Raw genomic sequence first — 17,060 nt, 5'->3', positions numbered from 1 at the left:
TAGCGCTTTATTGTTCTATCCAAGCTCTTAATTTTCCAGCAAATCGGCCTTGTCGACACAGTGTTATTGATGCGATGGGGTCGATGCTTTTAATTAGGCGATACTCGCCCAACACCGCATGTATAGCCCAACATTGTTCAATAATTGCAATGATCTCAAGCAAATGCGCAGAGGACTCTATCGAGAGCCAGTTTTTAAAACAATCCTCCTGTAATTTCTTATATTGACTGCTTGGTAGTTTTAAATGTTCTGTTGCACGATACAAACAATTAACGAATGAGAAAAAAGGATGAGTAATAACAACTTCCCCTAAATCAATCAGCGTGGTTTGATGAGTATTGAGATTCACTAAGATATTTTTATCATGAAAATCGGCATGGCCAAAAGTATCAGGCACTTTGAAACTGGCTAATTGGTCACAAAGAATTTGTAATTTACTCTCTAAATTTTTTAATTGTTTTAATTCTTTTTGAGTTAATCCATCGCCAATTAATAACTCTTCTTCATTCATTAATTGGTTATAAAGTCTTGGCAATTGTTGCAGGCGCCAATCAGGGACGCCTAAATCAAGAAGGAGGTTTATTTTATCTGCTGAGTCTATCTGCAGCTTTGTGTAATGATGAATGGCATCAATTAAAAGGTTAGGTCTAAATTCCTGTTTAAAGACATCATGTAAAGGAATGCCAGCATCTTGCATTAAAAAACAGTTTAGTTCCTGATTATGAGCCAAGATTTGCGGAACAGGAGCATTGAATTGTTGCTGCAATAGCTGAATGACGTTGGTTTCTAATGACAATGCAGAAGGAACCTTCTTCAAATAAACCAATCCAAAGTTCGTTTGAAAGCGACACACTTCTGACCAAGCTGTATCGAGAATTATTTCGGGCTTGGTGGGTTCAATTTGAAATCCTAAATTGTTTAAGGCACTAAGTGCCCATTCTATGTGAGGATTCTTCATGATAGTTTCCTATGATCCTCGATCACTTCATGAATTGTGCGCAATGCTCTTTTTGCTTCAAAATTCATCTCTGTTTGTTGATTCACAAGGTACATCATTGATTTCCATAAAGCCCAGGCACGTCCTCGTTCCCAAGTCTTTGAGTCAAGTTCTAGTGTTTCTAAAAAAATGCTCCGACTTTTTCCTTCAAATAGTGTCCAGGCAATAGCAAGATCGCAAGCAGGATCGCCGATTGCGAGTTGGCCAAAATCGATAACCGCACTTAATTTTCCTTGAGAAAGCAATAAATTGCCAACACTCACATCACCATGGACCCATACTGGTGGATTTTGCCATGAGGTGGAGAGTGCTTTTTCCCAAACTTGTGTTGCAGAATGAAAATCTATATTGTCCTTCAAATTTTCGATGGCTTTGTGTGTCTCTGAATCATAAACTGCTAAATCACCACCACGATAAAAACTCTGGGGCCCAGCAAGAGGACCGCCTATTGAATTGATGCTCTGGAGCGCTTTAAGAAATAGAGCTAAATCATGTGCAAATTCAGGTAAATCATTAATGGGAGTAACCGCTGCTGTTTCTCCAGGAAGCCAATGATTAATGGACCACTTCCAAGGATACAGGGTACTGGGTTTTCCCATCGCAAGCGGTGCGGGTATCGGAAGAGGAAGATGTGGGGCCAATTGGGGTAACCATGCTTGCTCTTTTTCCACTTGTCCTGCGTATTCGGCGCTGCTTGGCATACGAATGAGCATTTCTGTACCTAGGTGAAAGGTTCTATTGTCCCAACCGCTATTGTTTACAGCTTGAATAGGCAGATGACTCCACTGTGGAAATTGCTGAGCAATGAGCTCGCGCACTAAGCTTTCAGTAATATTCATGGGTTGTGTATTTGTCATTGGTACACCATAAAATCGATATTCTACTTCATCAAGCAACTTGCCTGATTCACTTGTTTTGATGTATTCATCTTGAATGATGCCACCCATTTTTTCGGCAAGTTTGCGACTTGGGATATTATGTCTTACAACTGGATATTTTAGATAATCATAAACAAGATTAGTTTCAGCCCATGTTTTTAATAAATTAATTGTTTCAAAACCATAGTGAAATCCATGAGCACTTTTCTTTAACCAAATACCTAATTCGGGTGTTTTCGTATTCGCTTGGTGCAGGCAGGCATATCCTAAAAAAGCTTGGTTTTCTTCGTTTAAAATGACTAATGCGATTTCAGTGCCTTCCTGCATTTTGATTTGTTGTTCAGAAATATGCTGGTTAATTTCTTCTTGAGTTTTCGGAGCACTTGGCCACATATGTTCTGTAATTTCAGCGGTAAATTCTTTGCACAACTCTTCGGCATAGTTTAGTGAAATAGGGATTAACTGAAGTCGTTCGGATTTCAGGGCGAGATGCAGATAGTTGGGCATAGAATATTTACTCATAGAAATTGTTAGCAATGTTTTGCTTGTTATCTTATCAATCAGTGTACTCTCAAGTGAATGCTTGGAAGAAAAAAATACTGCTATTTTTCCCAAAATTAATTTTTCTGTTAGATTAGAATAATAATCCTATACTCAATACTCACGTAGTTCTACGTATTGATGCATCTTATGGTCTATTTGTATAATTATTACATCATTTAGTTTTAGGAGATAGTAAGAATGAATCAACCTCAACGAATTTTTATTGTTGGTCATCATGGTGCGGGTAAAGGATTATTAGCAAAGTCTGTGTCTCAATCATTAGGGTGGCGATTTGTCGATGCGGATTTGGGGTTAGAGTTCCATGTTGGACGACATGTGTGGGAAATACTTGGAGGCCCTGGGAGTGATGCTTTTTATGAATGTCAGTTTGATATATTAACTTCCCTTTGCACCCAAGAGCATATCATTGTGACAACGGATTCCAGCGTTGTTTTGTCATTAAAAAATCGTCAGTTATTGCACGATGAAATGACTGTATTTTTGGATGTGAGTACTCCGGTCCAAATCGATCGTACTGCACGCAATACTACAAGTTTATTGCCTATACCAAGTTTGAGCGATTTTTTTGAGCAACTACATGATGAGCGAGATAATTTATATAAAGAGGTTGCTACACTCACTATGCATGGTGATGATGGGAAATTAGAGGAGCATACACGTTGTATTGTGACGGCTGTGGTGGGGAATGAAGAAATGTTACCCCAAAAAAACCTAACATCAATTTTGGAGAAAAAAGATTTTACTTTATACCATAAGGAATTTCACACGAAAGTTGAGCTAACTGAACAACAAGCCATATACCTGAAGTTGTTGGCACAAGGAAAAACAGCTAAAGAAATTGCGCGTGAAACTCATGTTTCTTACAGAACAGTTGAAGGAATGATTGCTAAATTGATGGAGTCCTTAGGATGTTCTTCCAGTAAAGAACTAATTGCTTTATTTCATGAACAACCATGATTCTAAATGCATTCGATTGGCTTAGCTAATAAATAACTTTTTCGCGTTATTGGCATCAATCGTTCAATGGCGTAGCGCAGCATGGTTCTTGGCATTCGATAAGCATGGCTATCTAAAAATTCGATGAGGATAGCTTGGTTACGTTTTCCTACTTCTCGTAACATCCAGCCTACGGCCTTATGAATTAAATCATGATCGTCGCATAGCAGTTTTTCTGCAAGTTTAAGAGTGCAATCAAAATGATTATTTCGAATAAAATACCAAGTGGCGACAATGGCGATACGTTTTTCCCAAAGGTTAGTGCTTTCTGCAAGGGTGAAGAGGAGTGTTTTGTCCTTATCTAATAAATGCGCCCCAACAATCCAATGGGCTGAAGCGTCAACCAAATTCCAGTTATTAATCTGATTGATATGAGTTAAATAAAATTGAAAAATCGTTTGCTTGAGGTCTATATCTCCTTTTTGATAATGAGTTACTAACATTAATAGCGCTAATAAGCGTTCTTCATTAATAGATGAATACAACAACTCTTGTAACAAAGAAAAGGGTAATACGGTTTGATAACGTTTGGCGACTTTTCTTAATTCAGGGACGCTTACACCTATAAATTGGTCATGCTCTGCATAATCTCCCGGCCCCGTTTTATAATAGATTGTTTTTGGCTGCGAATAAGGCTTTTTAAGTAACTCGAGCTCGCTTCTAAGTGTTTTGAGTGACTCCATCATTTCGGTTTTATTTAGAGTTGTTGTCATAGTTAATATCTTATGTTAGTTATTTTATGCCTATGTATACTGCACTTTCATGAGGCGTTTTATAGAGCTCAAAATCAGTGAGGTAGATTCTTTCGTATTTTGGCTTTTCATTAAAATAGCTCCAAATAGTTTGCCAGGCATTAATGATTGCTGAGGGATTAGGCCCAATTGCTTTAAAAACCAGATAGTTGCCCGCGTTTATAGTGACTCTATCCAAGTGCGTAGCTTTGGATTCATTCACAATTCCTATCCCAGCAGTAACTGTATAGTACCCTGATGAGTCGGACTCATAATGGTGATACACGCCATAAACGGGGCTATCTTGTTGTGTTTTGATTTTTGAATCAAGAAATTGCTCCCAAAGATGAGGTATTCGTGCAGTTTTGGGATTAAAATCCTCTTCATTTTTTGTTCTTACACTCATTCCAGTTACTTTAAATTCTTGAATCTGGGTCAATTGGGGTATAATAACAGTCATATAAGGCTCCAAAGTAGAAGTTTTTAATTAATATAAGCCTGCATGGCATTGGCAATGATGCGTTTATCCGCTTCACTGATTTTTAATAGGCCAAAACGAAATGGGTATCCCCAATTCTTGGTATTTTTTGTCAATTCGAGCGATTCAATAAGCGTGTGTATCGAAACATCAATCTTTTTATTGGCCCAAAGTACATTTCGTCGAAATGGATGAAAACCATTACCCATATCCACTTGATAGGGCTCACCTGGTAGAACGATTCTAATTGCCGTAAATGCTTGCAGTTTTTCAATGCCTTTAAAGTGCAGCGTCGGCGAGTAATAAATGATGCAATCGTCCGCTTTTATTCTCTTTAGAGGTGCAAGTTTACCGTAGCAAACTTGCATAAACCCTCCTTCCACTCCAATTTGCACGTGGGACGCGCAGGCGACAGCCAGCCAGTTTTGGTTCATGATCCGTTCTTTGAAAAAAAGCGAATTCGATGACCATCTGGGTCGCAGGTTACAAACGTATAACCAAAATCCATCGGTGTTGGTTCTTGTATCATTTTAAAATTCTTAGTTTGATAATTTCTAAAAAGTTCATCAACGGCTTGCTCATCGGGAACCAAAATAGCGAGTTCGCTACCGCCACCTAATGCAGTTGGTGCAGGTAACGCAGAATTTTGAGACCATAATCCCAATCGCAAACCGGATTTTAATAAAAACATGGCGTAATCAGGCTCAGTGTGGATAGGCTGAGCATTGAGCAATTCTGAGTAAAAATGAGTACTGTTTTCTATATTGCTCACATAAAATAGAACTAAATTGGGGTCGAATGTCATGATTTTTCCTGTTTTTTATTTCGCTAAATTCATTGGAGAATATAAAACATACGGATGACAGTTTTTGTCAGCATCATTCAATAGGATTGGGGAATGTTATGTAGGGTGCGCCACTTCTTTAAAAGGGATTGTCGGCGTTCGGAATATTTTTGTTCTTTAATGGATAATTGAATAATTCTATCGGTTCTGAAGTGACGGAAGTCCTGCCTTAGTTCACACCAACCCACCATGAGATGCACTTCATCAAAAAAGCCGAGCGCGATAGGCCAGAGTATTCGTGTCGAATGATTGTTTTGGAGATCTTGATATTCTAATTCGATTTTTCGTTCTAAACGTATCGCTTTGCGAATGAGAATAAGATCACTATCTTTACTTTCGGCACATTTTCCTGGGGGAACTAAGAGTCCTGAAGTTTCTAGTTGGTGTTTTAATTCAGTAGGAAGGACTGCTGAAATTTTTGCAAGCACATTTTGAGCTGCGATTTTAAGTTGAGTATCCGCTCGTTGTGCAACCCAACTTGACCCTAGCACCATTGCCTCAATTTCATCATCTGAAAACATCAAAGGAGGCAACATAAAACCAGATTTAAGCACATAACCAACACCGGGCTCACCTTCAATGGGCGCGCCTAAGGATTGTAAGGTTATTATATCTCGGTACAGAGTGCGTAGGCTTACGCCTAATTCTTCTGAAAGTTTTTTGCCACTCACGGGTAATCGGTGACGTCGTAATAATTGAATTAAATCAAACAAACGTTCAGTTCGGGACAAGATACTGCTGCCAAATTATGCCAGTAGTATATCATGAATACTTATAGAACTAATAAGCTGCTTATTATGATTATTTCTAATAGTAACTTAATTTTTGGGACTAATGGATGCCTTCAAGAAGTGCTTTAAAACCACCTGCTATCGGACTAGGTTGATTGGGATAATAGGCCTTGTAGGCCTGGCGATCCACACTGAGCATAAACTGGTTAGATGCGAGTATATTCCAAAATAGCCGGATCTGTTTGGCAACAATGAATGCATTTAACAGTTGTTTTTCTGTCGCTAATCCTAGCCAATTTTCGAAGCAAGCATCTTGAAATTTCAGGTAGGTTGAATCACCTTCTGTTACTCCATGGTGAGTAATCGATTGTTCTAAACAGGTCTGTAACGAAAAAAATGGATGAAGGATAGCGGTCTCGCCCCAATCAACAAAAGTCATTCTTTTAGTAATTGGATCAAGAAGAACATTTTTATCATGAAAATCGTGATAACCAATGGTTTCAGGAATCTTAAAGCTTGCTAATAATTTGCACTGTGCTGAAAATTTCGGGCTTAGGGCGTGTAGTGTTTGTAATTCTTTATCGGTGAGTCCCTCTGCTTTTAAAAAAGTAGTTTGCTTTAAGATGTGATCATAAAGAAAGGGTAATTGATTTAATCGCCAATCGGGTACACCAAGTTTGAGAAACGTAGCGATACACTCTTCAGATCTGCGTTGAATTGTGGCATATTGTTTTATTGCTTGGCATAATAGCTCTGGCTTGAAGTTGGTTTTAAGCGTTTGACGCAAAGAAATACCCGCATCCCTCATTAGAAAACAATGTAAATCCTCATTAATTTCAATTATATCGGGCACATTGGCATGGAATTGGGATGACAATACTCGAATGATTTTGGGCTCATTAGATAGAAAAAAAGATGGTGGTGTTTGTTTTAAATAAAAATTCTCTGTTGATGTTGCAAATCGGATCACATGAGACCACGGTGTTGACAATACAATTTCTGGCGAGCGCTCTATTGAGTAGCCATTAGAAACCAGGTAATCGGTTCCCCATTTGAAAAGTGGTAGTAGATTATTCATTTTTGGAAGTTAAAATGCATAAAAAATGACGAGAAAAATATAAGTCTTACTTAACATAAAAAACTTCCCTTTAAATAGTTACCCAGAGAATATTATACATAAAAAAGCGAGTCTCAATAGAATAGTAAAAGCAGGATAAAATAATGGAACAGCAAGATGATTTACCTATATCCGGGGTATAAACAAAAGGATAATGGATTAATTCTTAGTTTGCTTATTCAACCCGGCGCCAAATGCAATCAAGTAGTAGGTGCTGTTGGAGGGGAACTCAAGATAAAAATCGCGGCACCTTCTATTGAAGATAAAGCCAACATGGAATTAGTGCGATACCTGTCTGTCTTATTCAAAGTCCCTAAAAGTCAAATTTAAATAAAGAGAGGCCTTCAGTCTCGACACAAGATCATTGAAGTCATTGGTTGTGGTGTTGATGCTCTCCAGTGGTGTAAAATTTAAAGAATGATTTTAAATAATGAGCCTAAATGCTGGATACAACAATAATTGAGAGCAATTGGCGCTCTCGTGGCTTTAGTTTTGAGCTTTGGGAAGATCCCCCAGGTCAAATTTGGAAGGATTTTAACCATGGGCAATAAAACGTTAAAACCTGCTATTGGAGAAGAAGTATTGATTCCAGCAGGAGTAGATCATACGGTTCAAACCAGTTCCACCACAGGGAGCCGTTGGTATTATGGTTACAAAGTAAGAAGGTAAGGAAATGACACAAAAGAAAATATCATTAGAAAATGATGCTGTTCTGCAATTCATTGTTGATGAATTAATATCTTTACATCATTGCCATACAATTATTTTATATGGCTCGCGCGCACGAGGAGACTTCACAGTAACCAGTGATTATGATGTTGCAGGGATTAGGGAAAAAGGAGATAAGCAACGAATTGCACGCTTTGATGAAGCACATCAAGTTTATCATGATATTTTTGTTTATCCAGAGAATGCTTTTGATTCAATTTCTGATGAACATTTATGTATGTCAGATGGCATCGTTGTTGTTGAAAAAGCTTATTTTGGCACAGAGTTATTAAAAAAACTCTCTGCTTTTTTAATATTGCCTGAGTCCCTCCCTCCTGATGAAATTACAGCACGTAGAGTGTGGTATCAAAAAATGCTGGCAAGGGCGTATACTAGAGATTTAGAAGGGAAATATCGCCATATTTGGTCAATCTTCACAATTCTAGAGGATTATTTTGTATTCAAAGAATTGCGTTATCAAGGTCCAAAAAAAGCATTCAAGTATTTAGAAACACACGATCCAGAGACTTTATCATTATTTGATGAGGCCATAACGAATATCGATAATTTGAATGCCTTAAATAGGCTAATTACAAGAGTTATAAAGAGTGACAAAACGTAGGATAATTATGCCAGAATTAGATATTGAAATTATCAAAGATAATCCAGAGTATTTCTTGTGAAAAGGCATCTATTATTCTTATTTAGAGTGCATAGTAATGAAATTTAATATTTATATTAAAATTTTGACTGCGTTCTTCGTGATTTTTTTAATTCTTGTTTTGGCATTTTTTAAATATTTAAAGTCAGTTGAGACAAAGATAATTGTTAATGCAGGACAAACGATGTCACAAGGACTTTTAATTAGTTTAGAAAAAGAGTTAATTAATAATCCGAAATCAAACTGGGATGCAATAATAAAGAAAAAAACAGATAATCTTATTCATCTTATAGTAATCGACAGTCTAAAACTCACCCTGAAGCAGAATAATCAATTAAATAATGGTGAAATCATTTTTTTATCAGGTACAACCTATCAATTTCTAAACGAGGTAATTGTAGAACATACTGCGTATAAAAAAATTGGTAATACCCCGTATGCATTAGCTTACAATTTTTCAGATCCTGGCGAAATTATTTTTAATTATATGAATCCTGTTTTAATACAAATCGTTCAACATTTATTATCAAAATCAAAAAATACATGGAGTAATGAACTATTACAGTTAGAAAAAATATATGGTTTTCCTCTTCATGTTTATAAAACTAAAAGTAAACACTTACCAGGTAATATAATTAATTCTTTATCAACAAAGCGTTTAGTATTTGAAACCAATAAAAACTCGTCACAAATTGTTATTCTCTATTATAGTTTTAGTGGTGGAATACTCAAAATTGGCCCACTAAGCTATCTGCCCGTTATGGCAAGAATCAGTGATGTTATGTATTATTTTATAGGGACTTTCTTTTTTTTATCCCTTTGTCTTATTGCCTTTTTTTCATTGCTTTTTGTTAGAAATATGAAAAAGGTGTATCAGATAACTAAAAATTTCAGTCAAGGGAACTTTGATTTTCATCGGAAAATAGGTACCACCTCTATTTTGTATGGGCTGTATGTAAATATCATCCACATGGGTGAGCAATTAAAAGAACTGATTGAATCACATAAACAATTGTGCCGGTTTGTCGCGCATGAAATTAGGACCCCTTTGTCAACCATACAAATGGCGACGGATAGTATCAAAAGGAAAAATGCTGAAGATGTATTACTCAATAAACAGCTAAACAGCATACAAGAAGATATTGCAGATATGAATCGCCTCGTCAGCACTTTTTTGATTTACTCAAAAATGCATTCAAACGAATTGAAATTAAAACAGTCTGAGACCGATATAATAGTATGGTTAAGAAAGCTATTAGAGTCTTATTCTTCATCGACATTTGAAATTACATTTCATACTAATGAGTTAAATTCTTTGAAAGCATACATAGATGAAAATAATTTAAAACATGCTGTTACCAATTTGATTACAAATGCTATGAAATTTGCAGAGCACACTATTTCTTTAACCATTTCGCTGGATAATAGTCATATTTTAATTCACGTAGACGATGATGGCTCAGGCTTGCCGGATGATGGTGCGGATGACATTTTTTCTGAATATACAATTGCCGAAAACTCCGGAATTGGAGATAAACATATTGGGTTAGGATTAGCTATTGTTAAAAAAGTTGTTAATCTCCACGGAGGAAAGGTCATGGCTACACAATCACCGATATTAAAAGGTGCTCGATTCACCATAGTACTTCCAAGATATTCTTAGCGATTAAGATTTTAGTTTTGGAAGTTGGCCCCAACTTTAGCATCTTTTGAAGTATCGATCTCTTGTTTCATCTCAACCAGTGCGTCCATAACCGCTGTTAACTGGAGTTTTGCATTTTCAAAACGTTTAGGGATGAATTCATCTTCCTCGCCATCAACCACTTCTCCAGTTCCAATACCTTTTTCAAGAGCACTGATAACCATACTAAGCTCTGATTCAAACGCCGATAATAGTTCATTATTCCCCTTTGCAGATTGCAAGATTCCATGCAATTTTTCCACTACATCTCCAGGAATATAAAGAGTGCCTTCACTACATTTGCTATATTCACGTTTCGCAATAGGTAATGAAAGTAGTTCATCAGCCTTGTGTTGACTCATCTGAAATATTTGTCTAACAGATTGTTTTAGTTCTAAGGGAGTTGGTGGCGAATTGCTAGATTTCAAAGATGCGAGAAGCTTATCACTAGCAGTCACTCGTCCATCTTTGCTATGTTCTTGCGCTGTCTCGATAGGAGTCTGTCCTTTTTCATTTCGCACTTCAAGACTAGCACCACACTCTATTAACTTTTTAATGAGATGTAAGGGCTCTTTTCTATAATTATAAAAATTCTGTACCGCATAGTGCAAAGCCGTCATGCTTTTTTTATCAGTACTATTAATATCAGCGCCATGTTTTAATAATAAAGCAATGACGCCATCATTACTTGGGCCACCAATAAGGACTTTTCCACAACTTACCATTGCCAGGTTTAACAAAGCTTTATTAGCTAGAATTGACTCGAGCAAGTCTTCATGACCTTTAAATACAGAAGGTTCTTTTAAACCTAAGAGAAGTTCTAGTACATCTCTATGTGTCAGTTGTTCTATAGGATCCGCCCGACCTAAGATATCACGGACACGGTTTAAATAATTTTCTTGTTCTTTACCTAATATTTGGTTTTCCTGTTCAACAAACTTTGCAACATCTTCTCCTTCAAATCGCAATTCTGGAAAACTATCAATTTTCTTTAAATCTTGAATGCTTAGAATATCTCGATTTAAAGCGATTTTTGCTATCAGTTCATCGGCTTCGTCTTTACCTAGAATTGCACGGGCATATTCTAGGGTGTTAACTTTTAATTCTTTAGCTGTTTGTGTTGAGGCAAATAAAGATTTTCGAACGGCAACTTGATATTCACCATGATGAAAAATAACACTGTTTCCAGCCTTCCAAATATTTCCTGCCATCGATGTGATAGGGGATGCCGGCGAAAGGGATCGGAAGCCGGTCTGTACATCTTGCGCATCCCATGGTCCAGTTCCACCAAACGTGATTTCTGGATGTTTCACTGACACTCTTTCTAAAAATGTTTTTTCCTGTGAGTTTGCTGCAGCATTAAGTTGATTGTCTGTATTACAACCTTCTAAAGTCACAAAAACTTCACCATGATGTGCGGGCAATGCTCGTTTAAAACCATGTAATAAATTATCAAAATTATCATCATATAACTGCTCACTTGGGCCATGGCAATTACCCATACCATATTCGCCACCACCAGCATGGCCCATAATAAATAATTTTGGGTTTTTCTCAAATATATTGTCTAGTTCTTCCGGTAAGTCTCGTTTGAGTTCATCCAAACTACTATAGATTTTTGGGGATTTATCACACTGATCGAAAAAATAATACTTCAAATCAGGGCCTTCTAAATAGACGCCAATTGGAACAAATTGCTTGAACCGTTGTTTTAAGTGAGGATTTATCACCACACCCCTCTGATTTTCAGGCAGTGGATGATCTGGATCTGGTTTATATATTAAGATTTCTATTGCAGCGTCTTTCATGGCTCATCTCGACTATTACTTAAAATAATAGGTTGATTTTATCAAAAACACTCGGCTCATATGTATATATATTGTACAAGCGTTCTAAAATGATACTTTTGTCGAGGGTAAATGATTATAGATTTGCGATATATTGGGTGAAGCTTTCATAACTGGACGAAAAATCCCAAGGTCGAGGCAAAAGAATTTTTCACTATTTTTGATAAGTCTTACATAAGATTGGTGGCTGAGATCTATATTTATTCCCAAGCCGCTGATACAAATATATATCCTTTTTTATGAATTGTTTTTATACGATAGGGCTTTTTATTATTATCATTCAATGCCTTTCTTAAACGTGATATTTTTAAATCGATACCTCTATCAACCCCATCATATTCATGCCCAGAAAGAGCATACATAATGCTATCTCGACTCAGCAACCTATCATGGTTCTTAACCAACAAAGCAAGCATTTCAAAATCACTGGTACTTATTGAAATTTCTTCATCAAAGAGCTGAACACTCTTAGTACTAAAATTGATAGAAAAATTGCCAAAGTGAAATTGATTTTGATTATTAACTAAATTGGGTCGACGTAACAATGCCTCTATTCTTGCTTTCAAAACCTCGTCTGCAACAGGTTTAGTTAAGTAGTCATCTGCTCCTAAATTTAAAGAGGATACTTCACTTTCAATATCATTAATTGCTGTTAGCATGAGTATTTTCCCCAAATACTCATCTCTAATGGTATGGCATATTTGATCTCCATTCATGCCAGGAAGCATTATATCTAATATTACTAGGCAAGGTTGCTCACGAATGATGCGATAGACCGATCTATCACCACGTTTTTCAATAGAAACATCATAACCTGCTTCTTGTAAGCTTTCTTTGAGGTAATTTGCTAACTTAACGTTATCTTCTACAAGCAATATTGATTTATCTTTCATTCGTTCTGTCTAAGCCTCTTTAAATAAGAAAACTCTCTAAACAAATTTAGTCTGAATTGATTTTTAAGTTCAGTGTTACATAGATATCAGTAGGTAAGCAAACACACGGCGCATCCGTACATTTTATATACAATTGATCTGTTTTAACTCGATATAATGATAGCTAATGGGCGAATCTGTGGAGATAAATTATGAGCGCTTATGTTAAAAATTTTGATGAACATAAAGAAATCAAATCTTCACGTGACATTTGCAAATCATTAAAACCTGTTCCCACAGCGTATATGGACAATAAACATTGTGAGCATTGCTATCCCGAAAAACGTTCTCATTTTCGAAGAAAATTTTTTAATTTATTCCATTATTTTATATTCAATCCATTTATCTATCTTTTATCTAAACTCTTTCTCCTATCAGAGCAGGATTTTTTACGATTCAATAACCTATTAAATCAGTTGGTCATTAATATTTTCCAAAAAATAAAACTATATACCAAGACTCAGACCATTGATAGGAAACAATTCAATAACAGTGTCCTTGCATTTTGGGATGAAGCACAAAAAAGAGGGCTAGAGCTGTATAATTTTAAGGAATCTAACTTGCATACTCTGTATTTTAAGTTGGTCTACAATAGGAAAAAATATTATTTCATACAGACTCCAATCTCTCTTATTTCTCAAAAAAATACACGCTTTGATGAGGATACTAAATATGATAATAAATGGAGCCTCAAGAAAAAATTATTAGATAGCCAAATTCCCTGCCCCTTAGGGAGGGTTTTTATTTCCAGCAAAAACGCCTACAACTATGGTATCTCATTGGGATTTCCTCTTGTGGTTAAGCCACTATCTGAATCTCTAAGTATTCATACTTCATGTACTATTCAAACTCCAAATGAATTAAAAGAAGCGATAAAAATAGTAAAGCAGGTTGATTTTCGCGTGCTGGTTGAAAAACACATTCCTGGTGATGTTTATCGGTCATTAATTATTAATGATTCATTAATCGCTTGTGTGAGACGACAACCTGAGAGCATTGTTGGCGATGGTGTAACTACACTTCAAGAGTTAATTGATAAAAAAAATAAAGTTACGTGGAAAGAAGGACATGGTGAATATCCCTACAAAATTACTCGAAATAGCAACTTAATGAAAATTTTGGCAGCCCAAGGAGTTGCTCTTAATACGGTAATAAACAAAGGACAACAAATCTTTATTGCCAAAAAAGTTACTATGAGTAGTGGTGCAAAAATCAGTACTGTTATCGACCTGATACATCCTGAGAATAAACTGTTATTGGAAAAAGTACATAAAATACTCAATATACCGCTTACAGGTCTTGATTTTATTTGTCAGGACATTTCTCTTCCATGGCATAAGCAACAATTTGGAATTATTGAAAATAATAGCTTCCCTTACATTGAATTACATCTCAATCCATCTGATGGGAAAGGAATTAATGTAGCAGGTAAAATTTGGGATTATGTACTCGATGTTTTAAGTCGAAGAAACGAGCAACCCAATTAATGTACATTATATATACAATTGGGTTTTTTTAACTCGGTATAATAACAGATAAGTAAATCTTTATTCGGATGAAACCATTATGAACTTGCACTGGAGTATTCTCATGAAAAAAGACAAAGAACAACATCAGCCTGTCCTTGAATCCATAACGGCAGATGAACCCAAAACCTCCTCTATAGCATTAGCTTTACAACAATTTAGAAAGGAAGCAGAAAAAAAAGAGGCTGCTGAGGAAGGTGCAAAAGTACGCTGCGGGACTTGTTTTAAAGAAATCGCACCTAAGCGCCTTTGTTCCGGACATGGCGCAGGTGGTAGCGGAGGTGATAGTGCCACCTCTGATAAGAAGACATCTGAGGAAAAAGCGAGTCCTGGTGAAGTTAAATTCCTAACTAAACCTGGCAAAGCAGTTGGGTCTGAAGATGAATTGGTAGGCGTGTTTGGTTCAGAAGAACTTGATTTAGAGTCTGGTTTTGACCCAGAAATAATTGCGGAATTGATCGCCAAAGGATTATTGCTGGTTGATAGTGATCGCGTATCAATGACTCTTTCAATTAAATTACAATGTGAACCTAGTAAATTAACTGAAGAACAAAGAGAAGAATTAAAAAAATTCATGGAAGCGATTATAAAAGAATTCAATGAATTTAAAGAAGAAAATCATCTTTCTGATGATTGCATACAAATCCTTCAAGATGAGGAGGGAAGCATATGTTCTCTTCGCATTACCATGCCCACATTAGCTTTATACGATGCATTTATTCAACAGCTAGCAAATAATTTAGTGCCCGTACCCAGTCCGAAAGCACAAGAAAGAGATGAGGTAACGAAAGAGCAAGGCCTTACTGCAAGTCCACTTTCAAGAGAACCAAGACCGTCTAATAAAAATCAACTCTCCAAACAAGAAGCTAATGAGGAGATACATAATACATCTGAGGATGGGGAACAAGAAATTTTTAACCCATCTCCTTTTAATATGAAGCCATGGTAATAGAAGTAGGTGTTTATTGATTTTTGAAAAGAACTTTAATTTCAAGGCCCCATTTTATTTCCAATAAGACAATTACGTAATTGGGAAATACCATTTCATGCTTTCTCAAGACTGAGCCCTTAAGTTTCGATATCTACAAGATCATTGAGGTCATTGGTTGCGTGTTAAACTGATACAGTGGATAGTTGATTTATAACGGATATTTCTTTTTATGGTTTTCTTATTTATCTGATTGAATGGTGTAGCTTTTTAGGCTATGATTGAAGCTTAGTTGGCTTCAACATAAAAATCATGTTTGATACTTCAATATTGTTTTCTGAATATCGGCGGCGTGTGCTGGCACTTTTATTGCTGCATCCTGATGAGCGTTATCATGTCCGAGAGATTGCGCGGTTAACGAATACCACAGCGGGTACACTTCATCGAGAACTATCCAAACTTGCTAAATCCAAAGTACTTCTGCGCGAGCAGAGCGGTAATCAAGTTTATTACCAAGCAAATCGAAATTTTCCTATTTATACGGAGCTTTCAAGCATTTTAAAGAAAACGTCTGGTTTGGTGGATGTGTTGTTTGATTTTTTAACTCCATTAGCTGAAAAAATTGAAGTAGCTTTTGTTTTTGGCTCGGTGGCCAAAGGAACCGAAAACCTTGGAAGTGATATTGATGTGCTTATTATTGGTGAGGTTGATTTTACAGAAGCAGTTGCAGCTCTTTATGCTGCCCAAGCGAGTTTAGGGAGAGAAATTAACCCCAAAATATATTCCAGGGAACAATGGAAGTCATCTTTACAAAAACAAGATCTTTTCATTCAGGAGGTTTTAAATAATCCCAAGCTATTTATTATGGGAGCTGAACATGACCTTGGATAATTTAATTGGCATCAGCCTGGAAAAAATACCACCTCACCCAGATACCATAAATCGGCTTTTGCATGCTGCTGAACGTAATATTGTGGATTCAAAAATTGACTTGGTTAGCGCGGAGAATCGCTTTGATGCTGCCTATAAAGCAATTATGCAAATAGCAAATGCAGCACTTCAATCTCATGGATATCGAACCTTGACTTCTAAACCAGGACATCATCAAACGATGATTCAGTTATTGCCTCAGACTTTAGGTATTGATAAAAAAACAGTGATTATATTGGATGCTATGCGTAAACAACGCAATATTGCAGATTATTCTGGCGATATTATTCCTGAGAGTGCAGTAATAACTTGTATTGCTCAAGCAGAAGCATTGTTAAAGGATTTTAAAAAATGGCTGAGTGTTAATGATGGAAAACAACAGTGATGTAAAGCAACAACTCAATGAATGTCTTGAGGTACTAACAAAGATTTTAGGCGCAGAGCTTTTGGGAGTTATCTTTATGGTTCTTATCTTATAGGTGGTTTGCAAAAATACAGTGACATTGATTTA

At 36.4% G+C, this 17,060-nt stretch carries 19 protein-coding genes; 9 read left to right on the top strand and 10 right to left on the bottom strand.

The annotated features are described in order from the left end of the window. Window positions 1-7: 7 nt before the first annotated feature. Together HBNCFIEN_RS16890 and HBNCFIEN_RS16885 are read right to left on the bottom strand one after the other, a co-directional pair. Window positions 8-958 (bottom strand): aminoglycoside phosphotransferase family protein, encoded by a 951-nt coding sequence (locus tag HBNCFIEN_RS16890; RefSeq protein WP_014845048.1) that lies wholly within the window; start codon window positions 956-958, stop codon window positions 8-10. Beyond that, complete coding sequence (locus HBNCFIEN_RS16885) at window positions 955-2,382, bottom strand: GNAT family N-acetyltransferase (protein WP_019350464.1); 1,428 nt, start codon at window positions 2,380-2,382, stop codon at window positions 955-957. The genes HBNCFIEN_RS16890 and HBNCFIEN_RS16885 overlap by 4 nt, the downstream gene beginning before the upstream one ends. Window positions 2,383-2,616: 234 nt before the next feature. Here HBNCFIEN_RS16885 and HBNCFIEN_RS16880 point away from each other — a divergent pair, with 234 nt between their 5' ends. Then, the gene (locus HBNCFIEN_RS16880; RefSeq protein ID WP_014845050.1) at window positions 2,617-3,396 is read left to right on the top strand and encodes a shikimate kinase; all 780 of its coding nucleotides are present in this window, start codon (window positions 2,617-2,619) and stop codon (window positions 3,394-3,396) included. A 2-nt stretch (window positions 3,397-3,398) separates the two neighbouring features. Here the strand turns inward: HBNCFIEN_RS16880 and HBNCFIEN_RS16875 are convergent, their stop codons facing one another. The 6 genes from HBNCFIEN_RS16875 to HBNCFIEN_RS16850 all read right to left on the bottom strand — a co-directional run bounded on the left by HBNCFIEN_RS16875 (window position 3,399) and on the right by HBNCFIEN_RS16850 (window position 7,297). Beyond that, the gene (locus HBNCFIEN_RS16875; protein ID WP_014845051.1) at window positions 3,399-4,148 is read right to left on the bottom strand and encodes a DNA alkylation repair protein; all 750 of its coding nucleotides are present in this window, start codon (window positions 4,146-4,148) and stop codon (window positions 3,399-3,401) included. Between the two features lie 19 nt (window positions 4,149-4,167). After that, window positions 4,168-4,626 carry a GyrI-like domain-containing protein gene (locus HBNCFIEN_RS16870; RefSeq protein WP_014845052.1) on the bottom strand — a complete coding sequence of 153 codons (459 nt, stop codon included), beginning with the start codon at window positions 4,624-4,626 and terminating at the stop codon, window positions 4,168-4,170. 23 nt (window positions 4,627-4,649) lie between these two features. After that, window positions 4,650-5,078 carry an EVE domain-containing protein gene (locus HBNCFIEN_RS16865; RefSeq protein ID WP_014845053.1) on the bottom strand — a complete coding sequence of 143 codons (429 nt, stop codon included), beginning with the start codon at window positions 5,076-5,078 and terminating at the stop codon, window positions 4,650-4,652. Next, window positions 5,075-5,449, bottom strand: coding sequence for a VOC family protein (locus HBNCFIEN_RS16860; protein WP_014845054.1), 375 nt, complete (start codon window positions 5,447-5,449; stop codon window positions 5,075-5,077). Before HBNCFIEN_RS16860 ends, HBNCFIEN_RS16865 begins: the two co-directional genes overlap by 4 nt. Before the next feature lie 77 nt (window positions 5,450-5,526). Then, entirely contained in the window at window positions 5,527-6,219 is a 693-nt protein-coding gene (locus HBNCFIEN_RS16855) for a YafY family protein (RefSeq protein ID WP_014845055.1), read from the bottom strand. A gap of 100 nt (window positions 6,220-6,319) precedes the next feature. Further along, window positions 6,320-7,297: a phosphotransferase gene (locus HBNCFIEN_RS16850; protein WP_014845056.1), complete on the bottom strand. Its 978-nt coding sequence runs from the start codon at window positions 7,295-7,297 to the stop codon at window positions 6,320-6,322. 156 nt (window positions 7,298-7,453) lie between these two features. Here HBNCFIEN_RS16850 and HBNCFIEN_RS16845 point away from each other — a divergent pair, with 156 nt between their 5' ends. From HBNCFIEN_RS16845 to HBNCFIEN_RS16830, 4 genes are all read left to right on the top strand, one after another. Then, complete coding sequence (locus HBNCFIEN_RS16845) at window positions 7,454-7,666, top strand: DUF167 family protein (protein WP_014845057.1); 213 nt, start codon at window positions 7,454-7,456, stop codon at window positions 7,664-7,666. 210 nt (window positions 7,667-7,876) lie between these two features. Continuing rightward, the gene (locus HBNCFIEN_RS17775) at window positions 7,877-8,005 is read left to right on the top strand and encodes a hypothetical protein (RefSeq protein ID WP_255464427.1); all 129 of its coding nucleotides are present in this window, start codon (window positions 7,877-7,879) and stop codon (window positions 8,003-8,005) included. A gap of 4 nt (window positions 8,006-8,009) precedes the next feature. Beyond that, the gene (locus tag HBNCFIEN_RS16835) at window positions 8,010-8,666 is read left to right on the top strand and encodes a nucleotidyltransferase domain-containing protein (protein WP_014845058.1); all 657 of its coding nucleotides are present in this window, start codon (window positions 8,010-8,012) and stop codon (window positions 8,664-8,666) included. 139 nt (window positions 8,667-8,805) lie between these two features. Continuing rightward, window positions 8,806-10,368 carry a sensor histidine kinase KdpD gene (locus HBNCFIEN_RS16830; RefSeq protein ID WP_243753453.1) on the top strand — a complete coding sequence of 521 codons (1,563 nt, stop codon included), beginning with the start codon at window positions 8,806-8,808 and terminating at the stop codon, window positions 10,366-10,368. An 11-nt stretch (window positions 10,369-10,379) separates the two neighbouring features. Here the strand turns inward: HBNCFIEN_RS16830 and HBNCFIEN_RS16825 are convergent, their stop codons facing one another. Beyond that, the gene (locus HBNCFIEN_RS16825; RefSeq protein WP_014845060.1) at window positions 10,380-12,194 is read right to left on the bottom strand and encodes an ankyrin repeat domain-containing protein; all 1,815 of its coding nucleotides are present in this window, start codon (window positions 12,192-12,194) and stop codon (window positions 10,380-10,382) included. A 239-nt stretch (window positions 12,195-12,433) separates the two neighbouring features. Next, complete coding sequence (locus HBNCFIEN_RS16820) at window positions 12,434-13,126, bottom strand: response regulator (protein WP_014845061.1); 693 nt, start codon at window positions 13,124-13,126, stop codon at window positions 12,434-12,436. Window positions 13,127-13,317: 191 nt separating this feature from the next. On the opposite strand from HBNCFIEN_RS16820, the gene HBNCFIEN_RS16815 reads away from it, so the two are divergent. From HBNCFIEN_RS16815 to HBNCFIEN_RS16800, 4 genes are all read left to right on the top strand, one after another. After that, on the top strand, window positions 13,318-14,652 hold the full coding sequence (locus tag HBNCFIEN_RS16815) for a hypothetical protein (protein WP_014845062.1): 1,335 nt from the start codon (window positions 13,318-13,320) through the stop codon (window positions 14,650-14,652). A 103-nt stretch (window positions 14,653-14,755) separates the two neighbouring features. Then, on the top strand, window positions 14,756-15,640 hold the full coding sequence (locus tag HBNCFIEN_RS16810; protein WP_014845063.1) for a hypothetical protein: 885 nt from the start codon (window positions 14,756-14,758) through the stop codon (window positions 15,638-15,640). Between the two features lie 291 nt (window positions 15,641-15,931). After that, a complete protein-coding gene (locus HBNCFIEN_RS16805) occupies window positions 15,932-16,510 on the top strand; it encodes a nucleotidyltransferase domain-containing protein (RefSeq protein WP_014845064.1) in 579 nt (192 codons plus the stop codon). Continuing rightward, window positions 16,497-16,934 carry a DNA-binding protein gene (locus tag HBNCFIEN_RS16800; RefSeq protein WP_019350461.1) on the top strand — a complete coding sequence of 146 codons (438 nt, stop codon included), beginning with the start codon at window positions 16,497-16,499 and terminating at the stop codon, window positions 16,932-16,934. Before HBNCFIEN_RS16805 ends, HBNCFIEN_RS16800 begins: the two co-directional genes overlap by 14 nt. Window positions 16,935-17,060 lie beyond the last annotated feature (126 nt).

The sequence above is a fragment of the Legionella sp. PC997 genome, assembly GCF_014109825.1.
Classification (GTDB): domain Bacteria; phylum Pseudomonadota; class Gammaproteobacteria; order Legionellales; family Legionellaceae; genus Legionella.
Note: the sequence above shows the minus strand (reverse complement) of the source record. Positions and strands in the feature narration are given on the sequence as shown.

Coding starts and splice junctions, on each gene's coding strand:
- HBNCFIEN_RS16890 (WP_014845048.1), bottom strand. CDS start 958: ATGAAGAATCCTCACATAGAATGGGCACTTAGTGCCTTAAACAATTTA.
- HBNCFIEN_RS16885 (WP_019350464.1), bottom strand. CDS start 2,382: ATGCCCAACTATCTGCATCTCGCCCTGAAATCCGAACGACTTCAGTTA.
- HBNCFIEN_RS16880 (WP_014845050.1), top strand. CDS start 2,617: ATGAATCAACCTCAACGAATTTTTATTGTTGGTCATCATGGTGCGGGT.
- HBNCFIEN_RS16875 (WP_014845051.1), bottom strand. CDS start 4,148: ATGACAACAACTCTAAATAAAACCGAAATGATGGAGTCACTCAAAACA.
- HBNCFIEN_RS16870 (WP_014845052.1), bottom strand. CDS start 4,626: ATGACTGTTATTATACCCCAATTGACCCAGATTCAAGAATTTAAAGTA.
- HBNCFIEN_RS16865 (WP_014845053.1), bottom strand. CDS start 5,078: ATGAACCAAAACTGGCTGGCTGTCGCCTGCGCGTCCCACGTGCAAATT.
- HBNCFIEN_RS16860 (WP_014845054.1), bottom strand. CDS start 5,449: ATGACATTCGACCCCAATTTAGTTCTATTTTATGTGAGCAATATAGAA.
- HBNCFIEN_RS16850 (WP_014845056.1), bottom strand. CDS start 7,297: ATGAATAATCTACTACCACTTTTCAAATGGGGAACCGATTACCTGGTT.
- HBNCFIEN_RS16845 (WP_014845057.1), top strand. CDS start 7,454: ATGATTTACCTATATCCGGGGTATAAACAAAAGGATAATGGATTAATT.
- HBNCFIEN_RS17775 (WP_255464427.1), top strand. CDS start 7,877: ATGGGCAATAAAACGTTAAAACCTGCTATTGGAGAAGAAGTATTGATT.
- HBNCFIEN_RS16835 (WP_014845058.1), top strand. CDS start 8,010: ATGACACAAAAGAAAATATCATTAGAAAATGATGCTGTTCTGCAATTC.
- HBNCFIEN_RS16825 (WP_014845060.1), bottom strand. CDS start 12,194: ATGAAAGACGCTGCAATAGAAATCTTAATATATAAACCAGATCCAGAT.
- HBNCFIEN_RS16820 (WP_014845061.1), bottom strand. CDS start 13,126: ATGAAAGATAAATCAATATTGCTTGTAGAAGATAACGTTAAGTTAGCA.
- HBNCFIEN_RS16815 (WP_014845062.1), top strand. CDS start 13,318: ATGAGCGCTTATGTTAAAAATTTTGATGAACATAAAGAAATCAAATCT.
- HBNCFIEN_RS16810 (WP_014845063.1), top strand. CDS start 14,756: ATGAAAAAAGACAAAGAACAACATCAGCCTGTCCTTGAATCCATAACG.
- HBNCFIEN_RS16805 (WP_014845064.1), top strand. CDS start 15,932: ATGTTTGATACTTCAATATTGTTTTCTGAATATCGGCGGCGTGTGCTG.
- HBNCFIEN_RS16800 (WP_019350461.1), top strand. CDS start 16,497: ATGACCTTGGATAATTTAATTGGCATCAGCCTGGAAAAAATACCACCT.